This is a genomic window from Nocardia sp. IBHARD005, assembly GCF_052814245.1.
Map to the genome: position 1 here is coordinate 539,598 of NZ_CP199935.1, position 16,467 is coordinate 556,064.

The 16,467-nt window shown below is 67.1% G+C and carries 16 protein-coding genes; 8 read left to right on the forward strand and 8 right to left on the reverse strand.

All coding sequences use genetic code 11. The features are described from left to right. Nucleotides 1-191 precede the first annotated feature (191 nt). From ACTWPB_RS02530 to ACTWPB_RS02545, 4 genes are all read left to right on the forward strand, one after another. The gene (locus tag ACTWPB_RS02530) at nucleotides 192-1,103 is read left to right on the forward strand and encodes an SDR family oxidoreductase (RefSeq protein WP_446224125.1); all 912 of its coding nucleotides are present in this window, start codon (nucleotides 192-194) and stop codon (nucleotides 1,101-1,103) included. A 283-nt stretch (nucleotides 1,104-1,386) separates the two neighbouring features. Beyond that, the gene (locus tag ACTWPB_RS02535; protein ID WP_446224126.1) at nucleotides 1,387-2,607 is read left to right on the forward strand and encodes a hypothetical protein; all 1,221 of its coding nucleotides are present in this window, start codon (nucleotides 1,387-1,389) and stop codon (nucleotides 2,605-2,607) included. Between the two features lie 11 nt (nucleotides 2,608-2,618). Further along, nucleotides 2,619-3,134 (forward strand): ImmA/IrrE family metallo-endopeptidase, encoded by a 516-nt coding sequence (locus ACTWPB_RS02540; protein WP_446224127.1) that lies wholly within the window; start codon nucleotides 2,619-2,621, stop codon nucleotides 3,132-3,134. Further along, nucleotides 3,131-4,144 carry a hypothetical protein gene (locus tag ACTWPB_RS02545; RefSeq protein ID WP_446224128.1) on the forward strand — a complete coding sequence of 338 codons (1,014 nt, stop codon included), beginning with the start codon at nucleotides 3,131-3,133 and terminating at the stop codon, nucleotides 4,142-4,144. The genes ACTWPB_RS02540 and ACTWPB_RS02545 overlap by 4 nt, the downstream gene beginning before the upstream one ends. A 156-nt stretch (nucleotides 4,145-4,300) precedes the next feature. Here the strand turns inward: ACTWPB_RS02545 and ACTWPB_RS02550 are convergent, their stop codons facing one another. Both ACTWPB_RS02550 and ACTWPB_RS02555 read right to left on the reverse strand, forming a co-directional pair. Then, nucleotides 4,301-4,717, reverse strand: a complete 417-nt coding sequence (locus ACTWPB_RS02550) for a helix-turn-helix domain-containing protein (RefSeq protein WP_019044759.1) — start codon at nucleotides 4,715-4,717, stop codon at nucleotides 4,301-4,303. 365 nt (nucleotides 4,718-5,082) lie between these two features. After that, nucleotides 5,083-6,246 (reverse strand): steroid 3-ketoacyl-CoA thiolase, encoded by a 1,164-nt coding sequence (locus tag ACTWPB_RS02555; RefSeq protein ID WP_446224129.1) that lies wholly within the window; start codon nucleotides 6,244-6,246, stop codon nucleotides 5,083-5,085. 132 nt (nucleotides 6,247-6,378) lie between these two features. Here ACTWPB_RS02555 and ACTWPB_RS02560 point away from each other — a divergent pair, with 132 nt between their 5' ends. Then, complete coding sequence (locus ACTWPB_RS02560; RefSeq protein WP_446224130.1) at nucleotides 6,379-7,671, forward strand: cytochrome P450; 1,293 nt, start codon at nucleotides 6,379-6,381, stop codon at nucleotides 7,669-7,671. Nucleotides 7,672-7,730: 59 nt separating this feature from the next. On the opposite strand, the gene ACTWPB_RS02565 is transcribed toward ACTWPB_RS02560, so the two are convergent. From ACTWPB_RS02565 to ACTWPB_RS02585, 5 genes are read right to left on the reverse strand one after another with little or no spacing between them, the layout of a single operon-like run. After that, nucleotides 7,731-8,150, reverse strand: coding sequence for a nuclear transport factor 2 family protein (locus ACTWPB_RS02565; RefSeq protein ID WP_446224131.1), 420 nt, complete (start codon nucleotides 8,148-8,150; stop codon nucleotides 7,731-7,733). Next, nucleotides 8,147-9,037 (reverse strand): TIGR03619 family F420-dependent LLM class oxidoreductase, encoded by an 891-nt coding sequence (locus tag ACTWPB_RS02570; protein WP_446224132.1) that lies wholly within the window; start codon nucleotides 9,035-9,037, stop codon nucleotides 8,147-8,149. Before ACTWPB_RS02570 ends, ACTWPB_RS02565 begins: the two co-directional genes overlap by 4 nt. After that, the gene (locus ACTWPB_RS02575; RefSeq protein WP_446224133.1) at nucleotides 9,034-10,203 is read right to left on the reverse strand and encodes a thiolase domain-containing protein; all 1,170 of its coding nucleotides are present in this window, start codon (nucleotides 10,201-10,203) and stop codon (nucleotides 9,034-9,036) included. The genes ACTWPB_RS02570 and ACTWPB_RS02575 overlap by 4 nt, the downstream gene beginning before the upstream one ends. After that, the gene (locus ACTWPB_RS02580) at nucleotides 10,200-11,213 is read right to left on the reverse strand and encodes a thiolase domain-containing protein (protein ID WP_446226216.1); all 1,014 of its coding nucleotides are present in this window, start codon (nucleotides 11,211-11,213) and stop codon (nucleotides 10,200-10,202) included. The genes ACTWPB_RS02575 and ACTWPB_RS02580 overlap by 4 nt, the downstream gene beginning before the upstream one ends. 16 nt (nucleotides 11,214-11,229) lie before the next feature. After that, a complete protein-coding gene (locus ACTWPB_RS02585; RefSeq protein ID WP_446224134.1) occupies nucleotides 11,230-12,201 on the reverse strand; it encodes a Zn-ribbon domain-containing OB-fold protein in 972 nt (323 codons plus the stop codon). Nucleotides 12,202-12,261: 60 nt separating this feature from the next. Here ACTWPB_RS02585 and ACTWPB_RS02590 point away from each other — a divergent pair, with 60 nt between their 5' ends. Continuing rightward, nucleotides 12,262-13,296 (forward strand): LLM class F420-dependent oxidoreductase, encoded by a 1,035-nt coding sequence (locus ACTWPB_RS02590; protein ID WP_446224135.1) that lies wholly within the window; start codon nucleotides 12,262-12,264, stop codon nucleotides 13,294-13,296. 24 nt (nucleotides 13,297-13,320) lie between these two features. After that, the gene (locus ACTWPB_RS02595; RefSeq protein ID WP_446224136.1) at nucleotides 13,321-14,856 is read left to right on the forward strand and encodes an acyl-CoA synthetase; all 1,536 of its coding nucleotides are present in this window, start codon (nucleotides 13,321-13,323) and stop codon (nucleotides 14,854-14,856) included. A 39-nt stretch (nucleotides 14,857-14,895) separates the two neighbouring features. On the opposite strand, the gene ACTWPB_RS02600 is transcribed toward ACTWPB_RS02595, so the two are convergent. Then, nucleotides 14,896-15,894 (reverse strand): sigma-70 family RNA polymerase sigma factor, encoded by a 999-nt coding sequence (locus tag ACTWPB_RS02600; protein ID WP_446224137.1) that lies wholly within the window; start codon nucleotides 15,892-15,894, stop codon nucleotides 14,896-14,898. A gap of 140 nt (nucleotides 15,895-16,034) precedes the next feature. On the opposite strand from ACTWPB_RS02600, the gene ACTWPB_RS02605 reads away from it, so the two are divergent. After that, nucleotides 16,035-16,451 (forward strand): VOC family protein, encoded by a 417-nt coding sequence (locus ACTWPB_RS02605; protein WP_446224138.1) that lies wholly within the window; start codon nucleotides 16,035-16,037, stop codon nucleotides 16,449-16,451. Nucleotides 16,452-16,467: the final 16 nt, after the last annotated feature.

Consider the following 16,467-nt stretch of genomic DNA (forward strand, 5'->3'; position numbering starts at 1 on the left):
GCGACTGAACAATCCCCATGACGCGACCAACGCCACCCCCCTGACCAGCCATCACGGGTTTTCGGCCGCCTCGCATCCGAAGGGCGAGACGGAACGCCGAAGGCGCAGTATCGCCCTTCGGATGTGAGGCCCACAGGGCCGAAAACCCAGCGGCGCCAGCCGCAAATAAACACAGACACAGGAGTTTTGAGATGGACAACCAGTTGATCTGCGCCGGACGCACGGTGATCGTGACCGGCGCGGGCCGGGGAATCGGCCGCGCGCACGCGCTCGCGTTCGCCGCCGCGGGTGCCCGCGTGGTGGTCAACGATGTCGGCACGGCGCTCGACGGCGCCGCCACGACCGAGACCCCCGCGCAGCAGGTAGTCGAGGAGATCGTCGCGGCCGGTGGCGAGGCCGTCGCCAACTACGACGACGTCGCCGATTGGGACGGTGCTCGTCGCCTGATCCGGCAGGCCGTCGACACGTTCGGCGGGCTCGATGTGCTGGTCAACAACGCGGGCTTCGTGCGCGACCGCATGCTGGTCAACCTCGGCGAGGACGAGTGGGACGCCGTGATTCGCGTGCATCTCAAGGGCCACTTCGCCACCATGCGGCACGCGGCCGAGTACTGGCGGGCCGAGTCGAAGGCGGGCCGCCCGGTGGACGCCCGCGTGATCAACACCAGCTCCGGTGCCGGGCTGCAGGGCAGCGTCGGCCAGGGCAATTACGGCGCGGCCAAGGCGGGCATCGCGGGTCTCACACTGACCGCGTCGGCGGAGTTCGGGCGCTACGGCGTGACCGTGAACGCCATCGCCCCCGCCGCCCGCACCCGGATGACCGAGACGGTCTTCGCCGACACCATGGCCGCCCCCGGCGCGGGCTTCGACGCGATGGCCCCGGAGAACATCTCGCCGCTGGTCGTGTGGCTCGGCAGCACCGAATCCGCGGGGGTGACCGGCCGGATGTTCGAGGTGGAGGGCGGAAAGGTCGCGCTGGCGCAGGGCTGGCTCCATGGCGCCCCGGTCGATCGCGGTGCCCGCTGGCACCCCGCCGAGCTCGGTCCAGTCGTGAAAGAACTGATCGAGAAGAGCACTCCGCCGGAGCCGGTTTACGGCGCATAGCTAACTCTGAGGTGTGCGGCCGGGGAAATGTCCCGGCCTGCACTTATGGCACGTCACACACGTCGAGGGGGCTGGACGACTCTTGCTCTCCGCTGCGGGACCGGGACCGTGGGTTTACTATGGGCTACTGTTCGCCAATCCCGGAATGTGTTGCGACCGGGGGTAATTCTGCGCTGAAAAACTAAAGGGGATGATCTAGCGCATGGCCATTGGTCGCATGTTGCGCGTGTTTGCCGCTGCGAGTGTGCTGGCCGGCTGTGCGATATTAGGGCCGGCTGTCGCAATGGCCGCCCCGGAAAAACCGTCCACACCTGCCGCGCGGGCACCCGGCAGCGGAAGCAGCGGGCAGGGCAACGGCAGTGGTGGGGGAAACGGCGGTCAGAGCACCCCGGCCCCGAAGCTCGGTGAGCTGAGCCTGCCCGGTCAGGGCAACGGTAGAGGCCAGAACCAGGGCAACAGCCAGCAGGACGATCCGGGCAATTCGCAGTCGGGTGCGTCGGTCGCCGGCGACTGGGCCCCCCTCACCATCCCCGGCCAATCGAGCGACGACGTCCCCAAGAAGGAAGTCGCGGGCCCCCTCTCCGGTTCGGCCGCCCCTGGCTCCGCCGCGGCAGGCGCGGGCTCGGCAGCCGCGGGCGTGGTCCTCGGTACCGGCTCGGCCGGCCTCGGCGTGCTACTCGGCACCGGGTCGGCAGGTCTCGGAGTGGTCCTCGGCTCAGGCTCCGCGGGCGCGGCCGCCATCCTCGGTACCGGCTCGGCAGGCGCGGCCGCGGTGCTCGGTACGGGTTCGGCGGGTGCGGCTGCGGTGCTCGGTACGGGTTCGGCGGGTGCGGCTGCGGTGCTCGGTACGGGTTCGGCGGGTGCGGCTGCGGTGCTCGGTACGGGTTCGGCGGGTGCGGCTGCGGTGCTCGGTACGGGTTCGGCGGCCGCGGTCGGCTCGGCAGCGGCAGGCACCGGTTCGGCCGCTCTCGGCGCGGGCTCGGCTGTGCTCGGAACAGGTTCTGCCGCAGTCGGTTCCGCCGCTGCCGGTTCCGCGGCGGTAGGTTCCGCGGGTGCGGGTTCAGCCGCGGTGGGTTCGGCCGCGGTCGGTTCGGCGGCAGTCGGATCGGCCTCGCCACTGCTGTTGCTCCTGATCCCGATCCCTTCCGCTCCGGCCGCACCTGCCCTTCCGTCGATCGCCATCCCGCCCGCGCCCGCGATCCCGGGTGTTCCGAATATCGCTGTGGCAGTGCCTGTTCCGGCAGCCGCACCGCCCGCGGTCGAAGCCCCGGCCGCACCACCGCCCGCCGCCGCACCGGCCCCGGCGGCCAAGCCGAACCACGAGTTCACGCCGACCAGCGACAACAGTGGCCTGCCCGAACCCGAACTCCTGTCGGTGATCGGCGGCCTGATCGCGCTCACCCTGGCCGGAACCGGTTCGGGCGCAGTGAGTTTCCATGGTGCCGCGGCAGCCCAAGCGCGGGTGAACGCGGCGCGTGCCGAGTTCTTCGGACCGAGGTCGTGAGGGGATCTTCGATGAGTAAGAGCACGACCCAGAGCACCTCCCGGTCCTATCGCCGCGTCGCCGCCGCCGTCGACGCGGTGTGCGCGGTGGCCGCCGACTCCGACGCCACCAGCCTCGACGAGGTGGTCCATGCCATCTCGTTGGAGCGTAAACGCGAAATCGAGATCACCAGCGCGAACCTCGGTCCCGGCGTCTGCGGTCAGCGCCGGTTCTATCCCGAACGCGACATCATCGTGCTCGCCGACGCCCTGCCGAGTCGCGATCACACCCTCGCGCACGAACTCGGCCACATCGTCTTCGACCACGAGGGCGCGCCCGCGGCGGAGACGACCCTGGAAGTCAGCGACGACCTGATCGCCTACATGCTCAGCCAGCGCGCCCACGCGCAGATCGTCGACGATGGCTCCGACGATCTCGCCGAATGGGAGGCCGAGACCTTCGCGGCCATGCTCATGACTCGACTGCGCGTATTCAGCAACCGGGGCGCAGGCGTCTCGGTCCTTCGATTCGATGAGGCACTCGGATGACACTGTGGTTGACAGCCCTGCTGGTCTGGGTTGCCGCGGGTGCGCGAGTGGGTCGCGTGCTGGTGAAGCCCGCGACGACCGCCCGCGTGGCCATCGTCGTAGCGGTCGCCGCCGTGGCACTCGCGGTCACCGTCGCCATTCCCGAGATGGCTGTTGCCATCGACAATCTGATGAAGGGCGGTGTGCACAGCGGCTGGCTGTCCACCGGCCTCGTGATCTGCGCCTGGATCCTGTTCACCACGGCCACCTCGGTGGTGGCCTCGGCCGCGTGGCCGGTGGTCTCGCGGCGCAACCTGCGCCAGGTCGCGATGGTCGTCTACGGCATCGGCGCGGTGGCGATCGCGATCACGCTGGCTTGGTCGTTCACCTTCGGCTGGATCGTGGTCGCGCTGGGCGCGGTGTTCATCGTGACCACCGGTCTGCGCAACCTGGACTGGACCATCCTCGGTCGCGGCATCGCCATCTACATCACGGGCACCGCGCTGGTCGCGGTGCTCGCCGTCGCCAATGTGGGCCGTGCCTTCCAGCACGCCGCACCGACGCCGCCCAACGAGCCGCTGTGGGGATGGGCCGCGTGGGAGATCGCCGCGCTGTTGATCGCGCTGGGCGCCGTGTCGATCGTGATCGAGCTGTGGTGGCGGGCCAAGGTCGTGCTGCGCCGGATCCAGCCACTGCACACGTTGATGGTCGGACGCTTCCCCGAGGTGGTCGCGCCCGAACAGAACGCCACCTCCGCGCAGCTCAAGGCCTCCGATCACCTGGCACAGGTGATGGACGCGCTGTATCTGCTCTCGGGCAGCGGCATCGTCATCCCGGCGGCCGGTGAGCCGCCGAACTCGGTGCCGCAGCGGGCCGCGGTGGTGGCCGAGTGGGCGCGAAATCCGTTGGGGGACTTGTTCGTCGACGCGCGCTGGATCGCGCCGCCACCCGGATCGAGCCCGCGCGGCTGGGTGCTCGCGCTCGCGAATCAGTACGAGAACGCGGTGGCGGCGGCGAAGACGGCGCCGTAGAACGCCGCTACTTCGAGCTGACCGGCCGGTCAGGGCACAGAAAACGGGCCTGAGCTGGTGGGTTTCACCGTCTCAGGCCCGTTGTCTGCGTATCCGATGTTTTACAGCCGTACCCAGGACACCATCAGGTGCGTCAGGCCGGCCGATGCGTGGATCCTATTCCGTTCCGTCCGGAGGAATTTCGGGCAAGCCTTCGCTGGCCCGCAGCTTCTCCGCCATCGAGGTGAGCAGATTCTGTGATTCTTCGGACAGGTCGAATGCCCTACTCGACAGTCGACGAAGTCCGTAACCCTGCAGCTGCGCGAGCAGCTCCAGGTCGTGATCGATCTTGGCCGCGTAAATATCGTTGAAGAAGTAGTCAGGCTTGACCTTGAAGAACTTCGCCAGGGCGGCCACCGTCTCATCGGACGGATTCGTTCGTTGTCCCGACCGCAACTGCGAGAGATACGGCTTCGAGATCGGATGCCCGGAGGCAGTCAGCGCAGCCGCAACCTCTGCGTTGGTGTGCGGCTTGCGCCCCGGGGGATGCACGGTTTCGAACAGCTTGTTCAGCCGCGCCGCGAAATCAGCCATTGTGAGCCGCCCAATTCCCTTCACTGTACTAACAGTCGTTATCTCGGATACGTATCATTGATATTAGCGGCTCAGTAACTGAAAACCTACGCCTGATTGGGGATTTCTCTACGATTTCCGACGCTCACCTGCGTGCAGGGGCGGCGGTGGCCGCGTTTGCGGGTCACGCCAACGACTCTTGTGGAGGGCGCGGGTGCCCGGGTTCGTGCCCGTCGCAGAGTTCTTCCGCCCCAACTCTATGGTAGCCCAAAGATAGCTGACATCTCATCGTCCCCCTGCCCCCCGCAACTTTGTGGCGTACGACACGTTCCGGGCGCCGTGGGATGAATCTTCAACCTAGGCGCCCGGTTTCGGTATGGACCAGTCTACAGGCGTTCGATGATTGTGCCGGTCGCGAGTGCGCCGCCGGCGCACATGAGCACCATGGCAGTGCCCTGACCTGTGCGTTCGAGTTCGTGTAGCGCGGTTGTGATCAATCGGGAGCCGGTGGAGCCGACAGGATGCCCGATTGCGATCGCGCCGCCGTTGACATTCACACGTTCGATGTCAGGTTGGTGTACGGCAGCCCACGACAGGGCGACCGACGCGAATGCTTCGTTGATCTCGAATAGATCGATATCGCCCATCGTCATTCCGGAGCGCTCGAGCAGCCGGGTGCACGCCTGTACCGGACCGTCGAGATGGAACTCCGGTTCGGCGCCGACGAGTACCTGAGTATGAATTCGGGCGCGCGGGCGCAAACCCTTTCGGCGCGCGACGGTTTCGTCCATCAGCAGCACCGCGGCGGCACCGTCGGAGATCTGCGACGAGGTGCCCGCGGTGTGGATGCCGTCGGCCACGACCGGTTTCAGCGCGGCAAGTCCTTCGATGGTGGTCGCGCGCAGACCCTGGTCGCGGGCGACCTCCACCTTCTCGCCGGTGGCCACGCCCTCGCTGTCGAGTACCGGTGCCGAGATCGGGAGTACTTCGCGGTCGTAGCGGCCTTCTGCCCACGCCCTGGCTGCCAATTGCTGTGAGCGCAAGCCGAATTCGTCGATATCGGACCGGGTGATCCCGCGCCTGCGGGCGATGCGCTCGGCGGCACCGAACTGGTCGGGCAGGTCGATCGACCAGGACGCGGGCCGTCGCGTACCCGCCTCGGTGCCGACATTGGCGCCGAGCGGCACCCGGCTCATCGCCTCGACGCCGCACGCGATACCGACGTCGATCGCCCCGGTGGCGATGAGACCCGCGACGAGGTGGTTGGCCTGCTGGGCCGAACCGCACTGGGCGTCGATGGTGGTCGCGCCGGTCTGCCACGGCAGGCCCGCGTGCAGCCAGGCGACGCGGGTGACGTTGTTGGACTGCTCGCCCGCCTGGGTGACGCAGCCGCCGATCACCTGCTCGACCTCGGCCGGGTCGAGGCCCGCCCGGTCGAGTAGTCCGCGCTGGGCCAGGCCGAGCAGTTCGGCGGCGTGCAGTCCCGACAGTTGCCCTCGCCGCTTGCCGATCGGGGTACGCACGGCTTCGACGATCACGGGTGTGCCCATCTGAATCTCCCTCATAACTGCAACAGGTTCTGATCTTGAGTCCAGGGTAAAACCGCGAGGTTCTTCCGTCGCGTCAACCCCTATGCTTGAATGATTGTAGAACGTGTTTCAGTTTGTCGAAGGAGACATCTGGTGGTAGATCCGAGCACCGAACAAGCCGGCCCTGTGACGGGTGCCCGGCCGAACCTGCCGGACGGGTTCGACGTTACCGACCCCAACATCTACGCCGAGCGTGTTCCGGTGGAGGAGTTCGCCGAACTGCGGCGGTCGGCCCCGATCTGGTGGAACGAGCAGTCGCCCGACGTCGGCGGTTTCCACGACGACGGCTTCTGGGTGGTGAGCAAGCACGCCGACGTCAAAGAGGTGTCGCGTCGCAGCGAGGTGTTCTCCACCTACGAGAACACCGCCATCCCGCGGTTCAACGACGACATCCAGCGCGAGCAGATCGAACTGCAGCGCTTCGTCCTGCTGAACAAGGACGCGCCCGAGCACACGAAGCTGCGCAAGCTCATCTCCAAGGGCTTCACCCCCCGCGCGGTCAACGGCCTGCGTGCCGAGCTGTCGGCCCGTGCCGCCGACATCGTGCGAAGGGCCGCCGAGTCCGGCACCGGCGACTTCGTCACCCAGGTGGCCTGTGAGCTGCCGCTGCAGGCGATCGCCGAGCTGATCGGGGTGCCGCAGGAGGACCGGATGAAGGTCTTCGAGTGGTCCAACGACATGACCGGCTACGACGATCCCGACAATGTGGGTATCGATCCGGTGGCCGCGTCGATGGAGTTGCTCGGCTACGCCTACCAGATGGCCGAGGCGCGCAAGGCCGATCCCGCCGACGATCTGGTGACCACGCTGATCGAGGCCGACGTCGACGGTGAGGCGCTCACGGCCGAGGAGTTCGGCTTCTTCGTCATCCTGCTGGCGGTCGCGGGCAACGAGACCACCCGCAACGCCATCAGCCACGGGATGATCGCGTTCATGGAGAACCCGGACCAGTGGGAACTGTTCAAGTCCGAGCGCCCGGCCACCGCGGTGGACGAGATCATTCGCTGGGCCACCCCGGTCACCTCCTTCCAGCGCACCGCGCTCGAGGACACCGAGCTCGGCGGCGTGCAGATCAAGAAGGGTCAGCGCCTGGTCATGCTGTACCGCTCGGCAAACTTCGACGAAGAGGTTTTCGAGAACCCGGAGAAGTTCGACATCACCCGCGCCGACAACCAGCACCTGGCCTTCGGTGGCACCGGCGCGCACTTCTGCGTCGGCGCGAACCTGGCTCGGCTCGAGGTCGATCTGATCTTCAACGCGATTGCTGATCATCTGCCCGATATCACGCAAGCCGGTGATCCGAAGCGTCTGCGCTCGGGTTGGCTCAATGGGATCAAGGAGCTACCGGTCGATTACAAGCCCGCCGGTTGCCCTGTCGCGCACTGAGTCATAACAGCGAGAACGGCCCGAGACCGAAAGGGCCGTTCTCGTGTTTACCGCGTGGGCTATGCGGGGCGCGTGGTCGCGACCGCGCGGTCCACTTCCCAGAAAGCGCGCAAAGCGGCGATCTTTCCGCTGGCGTCGACCTTGTAGGTGAACACACCCTCGGCGTCGATGAGGTGGCCGGCCATGGCGGTGCGGATCAGGCCGGTGAAGGCGATTTCATTACCGCAGGCGAAGGAGTCTTCGAAGCGGAATTCGATGGATTCGGTGAGGGCGATGGCTTTGTCCCAGAAGCCACCGATGGCCTCGTGGCCGCGGTGGCCTACGCCCTCGGGATCGAAACCCGAAGGGCCGACGGGGTCCTCGACGATGCCGTCCTCGGCGAACAGGGCGACCCAGGCGGCGCGGTCCTTGGCCCGGACCGCGGCCTGGGATGCCAGGCCCGCGGCGCGGGCGGAGTTCTCGACTGCGGTGTCGGTCATGGCGCTACCTTCGCGATGATGGGGTCGGCGATGTATTTTTCGGCGAACTTGCGCAGCGAGTCCTGCTTGGCTGCCAGCTCGCCGTCGAACCCGATACCGTCGGCCAGCCAGGGCACCACGATGTTGTCGGTGACACCCGCGTCGGCCAGATCCTGATAGCCGTCGCGACCGAACTTGTCGATGCAGACGGACTGGATCTCGAACGGCTCCTCGGACCGGCCGTATTCCGCACGTAGCTCGCCCAGCGTGCCGATGGTGCGGACAAGATCGTCGAACTTCATCATCGCCGAGGTCCAGCCGTCGCCGATGCGGGCGGCCCGGCGCAACGCCGGACCGGTGTGCCCGCCGACGTAGAACGGCACCCGCTCGCTCGGCGCCGGACTCATCTGCAGCTGGTCGAAATCGAAGAACTCGCCGTGGAATTCGACCATGCCACCGTCGAGAACGAGCCGGATGACCTCGATCATCTCGTCGACCCGCGCGCCACGGCGGGCGTAAGGAACCCCGCACCATGCGAATTCCTCAGGTGCCCAGCCAATTCCGATGCCGAAGCCGAACCGGTTGCCCGACATAGTGGCGATCGAGCCGACCTGGCGGGCCAGCAGCAGCGGATTGCGCGAGCCGAGCTTGAGGACATTGGTGTAGAACCGCAGCTTCGTGGTGACCGCCGCCATGGACGCGGCGGCGATCAGCGGATCCACCCACGGAGTTTCCGGGCCCCAGAAGCGGCTGCCGTCGGGGGTGTACGGGTAGTCGGCGGCCTGCGACTTCATGTAGAACAGCGAGTCGGGCAGGCCGATCGAGGTGAACCCGCATTCTTCGGCTGTCTTGGCCAGTTCGGTGAGCTGATCCAAGGGGCTCAGTGCGACACCGAGGGTGAATTTCATGCCGGACGCTCGCTGCCGACGACCCACATCGAGAAGTACTGGGAGCCACCGCCGTACGCATGGCCGAGTGCCTTGCGCGCGTTGGGCACCTGGTAGTCGCCCGCACGGCCCATCACCTGCTTGGCGGCTTCGGCGAAGCGGATCAGGCCAGAGGCGCCGATCGGGTTGGACGAGAGAACGCCGCCCGACGGGTTCACCGGGATGCGCCCGCCGATTTCCGTCTCACCCTTGTCGGTGAGTTTCCAGCCGTCGCCCTCGGCCGCGAAGCCGAGATTCTCCAGCCACATCGGCTCGAACCAGGAGAACGGCACGTAGATCTCGGCGACATCGATCTCTTCGAGGGGATCGGTGATCCCGGCCGACTTCCACAGGGCGGCGGCCGCGTCCCGGCCCGCCTGTGGATTCACCTGGTCGCGACCGGAGAAGGTGGTCGGCTCGGTGCGCATCGCGGTCGCGTGCACCCAGGCCACCTTCTTGCCGTCGGCTTCGACCACCGCCGCGGCCTCGGCATCGCCGATCACCACCGCGCACGCGCCGTCGGAGGACGGGCAGGTCTCATCGAAACGGATGGGGTCCCAGAGCATTTGGGATGCCAGCACCGACTCGACGGTGATGTCGGGCTGATGGAGGTGCGCGAGCGGGTTCTTCACGCCGTTGCGCCGATCCTTCACCGCCACCATCGCACCGATGTGCAGTGGTGCGTTCGAGCGACGGATATAGGAGCGCACGTGGGGAGCGAAGTAGCCGCCCGCGCCCGCGCCGACCGGCATGGTGAACGGCACCGGAATCGACAACGCCCACATGGCATTCGACTCCGACTGCTTCTCCCAGGCGATGGCGAGGACGCGTTTGTGCACGCCCGCCTGCACCAGGTTGGCGGCGACGACGCCGGTCGAGCCGCCGACCGAGCCCGCGGTGTGCACGCGGATCAACGGCTTGCCCGCGGCGCCGAGCGCCTCGGCCATGTACAGCTCGGGCATCATGACGCCCTCGAACATATCGGGCGCCTTGCCGACGACGACGGCGTCGATATCGGCAATGGTCAGGCCCGCGTCATCGAGTGCGCGATCGATGGCCTCACGGCACATGCCCGCCATGGACACGTCCGTACGTTTTGTCACGTGATGAGTTTGGCCGGTGCCGAGCACCGCCGCGGGGAAGCTCATCGTGCCTCCGATTCGAGAACGGCGACCAGGTTCTGCTGCAGCGCAGGGCCGCTGGTCGCGTGAGCAAGGGTCCGGTTGGCGGTGCCGGAGATGATGGCCTCGGCGGCACACCCGATCCGTTCCAGTCCTGCCGAGAACATCGGGTTGGCGGCGAGCGCGCCACCGGAGGTATTCACCGGCGTGCCCGTGGGCAGACCGATCGCCTCGGCCAGGATCAGCTGCTGGTGGCTGAACGGCGCGTGCAGTTCGGCGAGATCGAAGGTGGTGTTGCCACCGGTCGCCACCGCGGCGGCCCTGGTGGTGGAGGGGGAGCGGGTCAAGTCCCGACCACCGAGCGCCTGGGCGTCGATGTTGTGCGCGATTCCGGTGATCCACGCCGGGCGCTCGCACAGTTGCCTGGCCCGGTCGCCGACCGCGAGCACGATCGCGGCGGCGCCGTCGGTGATCGGCGCGATGTCGTGGGCGCGCAGCGGATCGGCCACATACGGTGCGGCGAGCAAGGATTCGATGTCACCGCCGGCGACAGCGGCCATCTCCTGCTCGGTCCACCGGCCGGAATCGAGCCCGGCTCGCGCCTGCAGTCCGGCGATCGAGACGGCGTCCGGCCACAGCGGCGCGACCAGATACGGGTCGAGCTGCATGGTCAGAACCTGATGCAGATCACCTGCCGAGGCCTTGCCGAAGCCGTACACGAGCGCCGTCTCGGCCTGGCCGGAACGCAGTTTCACCCATGCCTCGTAGAGGGCCCATGCCGCGTCCATCTCCACGTGCGATTCGTTGATCGGCGGCACCGCGCCGATCGCGTCGACCGCGGAGATGAACGAAAAGGCCCGACCTGCCATGTAATCCGAGGAGCCGGAGCACCAGAAGTCGATGTCGGTCTTGGTGATGCCGAGGGTCGCGTAGAGCTGCTGGAAGCACGGCACGAGCATCTCGACGCCATTGGTTGTGCCGAAGGTCTCCGGCACATGCGGTGCGTGGGCGAACCCCACCACCGCGATTTCGGGAATGGTCACCGTCGCCTCTCTAGAGGTGGTTCTGGAAGGACTCGTACGGTGCGTCGGGCTCACCGCTGGGCTGGAAGTGGTCGATATTGGCCATCGTGTGACCCCACTCCGCACGGGGTTTCCACACCGCCTCGACCCGCATACCCATCCGCACCTCGCTGGCCTCGCAGCCGAGCACCAGGTGCAGGAACGGAATGTCGGCGCCGTCGAGCAGGATGTAGGCGGCCACATACGGCGGCGTGATCCGCTGGCCGAGGAACGGCACGTTGACGATGCAGAAGGTGGTGACGGTGCCCTTGTCCGGCAGCTCGACCAGGTCGTTGGTCGGGGTGCCGTCGGTCGGATTGGCGCCACGCGGCGGGAAGTAGACCGGCCCGCCCGCCTCGGACCGGCCGCCGATGAGCTTGCCCTCGGCGAGGCCGCGCAGGTAGATGCTCTCCTGCGGGGAGGCGGTGTGCTTGTAGTTCAGGTCTACGGGAGTGGTCAGCATGGTGACCAGAGCTTCGGTGTCTTCGGAACAGATGGCGGTCTGGGTGGTCTCGCCCGGCGCGAAGCAGGCGATGTCCTGGATGCGGCCGGTGCGCTCGTCGGCCCAGCGGGCACTGACCCGCATTCCGGTGCTGAGCTGACCGGGTTCGGAGACGTCGAGCGCGTGCAGCAGGGCGGTATCGGCGCCGTCGAGCTGGATCAGCGCCCAGGCGAACGGGCGGTCGAACGGCTGGCCGGGTAGCGGCTCCGGCACCCAGGTCCACGACATGACGGTGCCGGTCGCGGCGACCTCGACCAGCTCGTCCAACGCCGCGCAGGTGAGTGGATCGTATTCGGGTGGTGGCACGAGTATCCGGCCGTCGCTGCCGCGAGCGCCGAGTATTCGGCCCTCGCGCAGTCCGGTCAGAAATGCACCGATGATGGGTCCGACGGACCTGGTGTAGTCGAATCGCACCCGGAGGGGTGCACTCAATACTTCCACTGCGGTATTCCCCTGGGTCACGATATCGAGTAGAACAGGTTCTTATTCTGCTCGCAAGGATTCGACGAAAGGACGCCGATCATGAAATTCGGACTTCAACTCGGATACTGGGGCGCGCAGCCGCCCGTCAACGCGGGCGAACTGGTCATCGCGGCCGAGGAAACGGGGTTCGACGCGGTGTTCGCGGCCGAGTCCTGGGGCTCGGACGCCTTCACGCCACTGGCCTGGTGGGGGTCTTCCACCGAGCGCGTGCGCCTTGGCACCTCGGTCGCCCAGCTGTCGGCACGCACACCAGCGGCGGCCGCGATGCACGCGCTCACGCTCGATCACCTCAGCGGTGGCCGGGCCGTTCTCGGCCTCGGCGTCTCGGGTCCGCAGGTGGTGGAGGGCTGGTATGGGCAGCCCTTCGCCCAGCCGCTGCGGCGCACGCGCGAGTACGTCGACATCGTGCGTAAGGTGCTGGCCCGCGAGGCGCCGGTGACCTCGGACGGCAAGCACTACGGCCTCCCGTACGGGGGTCCAGGTGCCACCGGGCTCGGCAAACCGCTCAAGCCGATCGTGCACCCGCTGCGCGCTGATCTGCCCATCTGGCTGGGCGCGGAGGGCCCGAAGAACGTCGCCCAGACCGCCGAGATCGCCGATGGCTGGTTGGCGATCTACTATGCCCCGCGCCTGGCCGGCATGTACAACGAGTGGCTCGACGAGGGTTTCGCGCGGCCCGGTGCCCGCCGCTCGCGCGCCGATTTCGAGATCGCGGCGAGCGCGCAAGTGGTGATCACCGACGATCCGGCGGCGGAGATCGAGCGGATGCGCTGGGTGAGCGCGCTCTACATCGGCGGCATGGGAGCGCCCGAGCTGAACTTCCACGCTCAGGTCTACACGCGGATGGGCTACGGCGCCGAGGTGGACGAGATCTCCGCGTTGTTCCAGGCGGGCCGCAAGGCCGAGGCCGCGGCGGCGGTGCCCGACGAGCTGATCACCGACACCGCGATCTTCGGTGACGAGGCGCATGTGCGCTCCCGGCTGAAGGAATGGGAAGACGCGGGCGTGACGATGATGCTGATCTCGGTGTCGGATCCCGAACAAATGCGTCGGCTCCAACCCCTTGTCACCTAGTAGAACACGTTCTAAATTCGAAGGGTGAGCAGCCAGCAGACAACGGAAGTCCTCGGACTGTGGAATATCGACGAGGCCGATCCTGAACGGATCGCCCTCGTCGACCCTGACGGTAGGGAGATCAGCTATCGAGAATTGGCCACCCTCGCCAACCGCTACGCCAACGGACTACGCGGCATCGGATTGCGCACCGGCGACGTCGTGGTCAGCATGCTGCACAACGGGGTCGAGGCGATCGCCGCGTACTTCGCCGCCTATCAGGCCGGTTTCTACATCGTCGCGGTGAACTGGCACCTCACCGCGCCGGAGATCGCCTACATCTTGGGCGACAGCGAGGCCGCGGCGTTCCTGGCCAGTGAGCGGTTCGCCGACACCGCGGCCGAGGCGGCCGACCTCGCGGAACTGTCCGCCGACGCCCGCTTCTCGGCGGGGGCCATCCCCGGCTTCCGGCCGGTGTCGTGGCTCGGCGCCGCCGACACCGGTCGTCCGGACGAGCGGTCGGTCGGTGCGCCGATGCTCTACACCTCGGGAACCACCGGTCGGCCCAAGGGTGTTCGCCGCCCGCTGACCGGCGCCGATCCCGATGTCGTTCCCGCGGCGAACCAGGCCTACTTCAGCCTGTTCGGCCTCGGTCCCTACGACGATCATGTGCACATCTGTGGCTCGCCGCTCTATCACACGGCCGTGCTGAACAACTCGACGATCTCGATCCAGATGGGGCACAAGCTCGTGCTGATGGATCGCTGGGACGCCGAGGGCATGCTCGCGCTGATCGAGAAGTACAAGGTCACCCACAGCCACATGGTGCCCACACAGTTCAACCGGCTGCTCGCCCTGCCCGACGAGGTACGCGCGCGCTACGACATGTCCTCGCTGCGCAGCATGATCCACGGCGCGGCACCGTGCCCGCCGGATACCAAGCGGCGAATGCTCGAGTGGTGGGGACCGGTCGTCACCGAGTACTACGCCGCGACCGAGGGCGGCGGCACCGTGATCACCGGCGCCGAATGGCTGGAAAAGCCGGGCTCGGTGGGCAAGGCGTGGCCGTGGTCGGTGGTGAAGGTCCTCGACGAGCAGGACGGCACCGAACTGCCCGCGGGCAAAGAGGGCCTGATCTACATGAAGATGGGCGCGTCCAGCTTCGAATATCACAAGGCCAAGGAGAAGACCGAGGAGTCGCGTGTCGGTGAGATGTTCACCGTCGGCGACATCGGCTACTTCGATGAGGACGGGTACCTGTTCCTCTGTGATCGGCGTTCGGACCTGATCCTCTCGGGCGGCGTGAACATCTACCCGGCCGAGATCGAGGGTGTGCTGATGAGCCACCCGAAGATCGCCGATGTGGCGGTTCTCGGTGTGCCGGACCCGGATTGGGGCCAGCAGGTGAAGGCCTTCGTCCAGCCGGTCGACGGTACCGAGGGCAGCGACGAACTCACCACCGACATCCTCGAATTCGCCGCGAGTCAGCTCGCCAAGTACAAGCTGCCCCGCACGGTGGAATACCGTGCGGAGCTGCCCCGCGATCCCAACGGAAAGCTGTACAAGCGCCGCCTGCTGTGAAAACCGTGCTCGCTCAGACGGGCTCACGCCACTGCATTCTCAGACTGGCTCGCGCCACTGTGGCTCGAGCCCGAAGAGCGGGAACAGGCGCCCGGTGTCGAGGAAGAAGTTGAGGCCGGCGATGGTGTCGCCCTCGAGTTCGAGCACCGTGATCGACCACGGCACCCAGACGCCGGGCTCCTCGCTCGGCTTGTAATGGCCGAAGGCGGGCGAACCATTGGCGCCGAGCAGCGGCACCATCCGCGAATTGCGGCACGCGCTGCCCGTGCTGAGCATGAACGCGGCCACGTTCTCCGGGCCCGAGATCCAGAGATCGAACGGCGGCATCGACAGCGCCACATCGGCTTTGAGCAGGGTGGTGAGCGCGTCCATGTCGTAGGCCTCGAACGCCTTGACGAAATCGTCGATCAGTTTGCGCTGATCGGCATCGGTCTCGTCGAAACTGTCGGCCACGGTGGGCTGCACCTTCGACATGGTGGCCCTGGCCCGCTGTAGCGCGCTGTTCACCGACGCGGGCGACATCATCAGCGCCTCGGCGGTCTCACCCGCCGAGAAGCGCAGTACCTCGCGCATGATCAGGATCGCCCGCTGGGTGGCGGGCAGGTGCTGGCAGGCCGCGACGAAGGCGAGGCGCAGCGTGTCTCTGGTGGAGGCGTGGTCGGCCGGATCGGCGCCGAAGGCGAGCGCGTTCGGGATCGGCTCGATCCACACGTAATCGGGCTGTGGCATGGGCAGCGGTGAATCCGGGCGGCCAGGGCCGTTGAGATCCATCGGCCTGGCACGGCTCTGTGGACGGTCGAGCATGTCCAGACAGATATTGGTGGCGATCTTGTACAGCCACGAGCGCAGACTCGCGCGACCCTCGAAGGAATCGTAGGAGCGCCAGGCTCGGGTGAAGGTTTCCTGCACCGCGTCCTCGGCCTCGAACGAGGAGCCGAGCATGCGGTAGGCATACGCGCACAACTCGCGCCGATGGGACTCGAATTCGGCCAGCACGGCGGGATCGGGGCCGGTGGTGGCGGTTGTGGCGTCGGTCATAGCCTCACGATGCCACAGGGGTCCGACACCCGACAGGGGGCGAAACGAACTTCGCGAACTTTGCGTGGATGCGATGAATCCGCGCCGATCGCCGCGTCTACATGAACGAGACCGCAACGACGCCCCGAAAGGCTGATCCCATGAGCAACAAGATGATCTTCATCAACCTCCCCGTCGCCGACCTCGACCGCTCAAAAGGCTTCTACGAGGCACTCGGCTGGAAGGTGAACGAGGATTTCACCGATCAGAACGCGGCCTGCATCGTCGTCGACGACAACATCTGCCTGATGCTGCTGACCAAGGACTTCTTCACCACGTTCAGCAAGCGCCCGATCGCTGATATCGCTGCCGCCATCGGCGCTGCTTACGCGTTGTCACTCGGCAGCGCGGCGGAGGTTGATGCGCTGACCGACGCGGCGGTGGCGGCGGGCGCCACTGAGGAGACGAATGACGACAAGAAGGCGCAGGAGGCTCAGGTCGGGATGCATGGTCGGACGTTCATCGACCCGGACGGGCATCAGTGGGAGCCGTTCTTCATGGACTACCCGGGGGCGTGAGGCGTTGCGGCTTGCT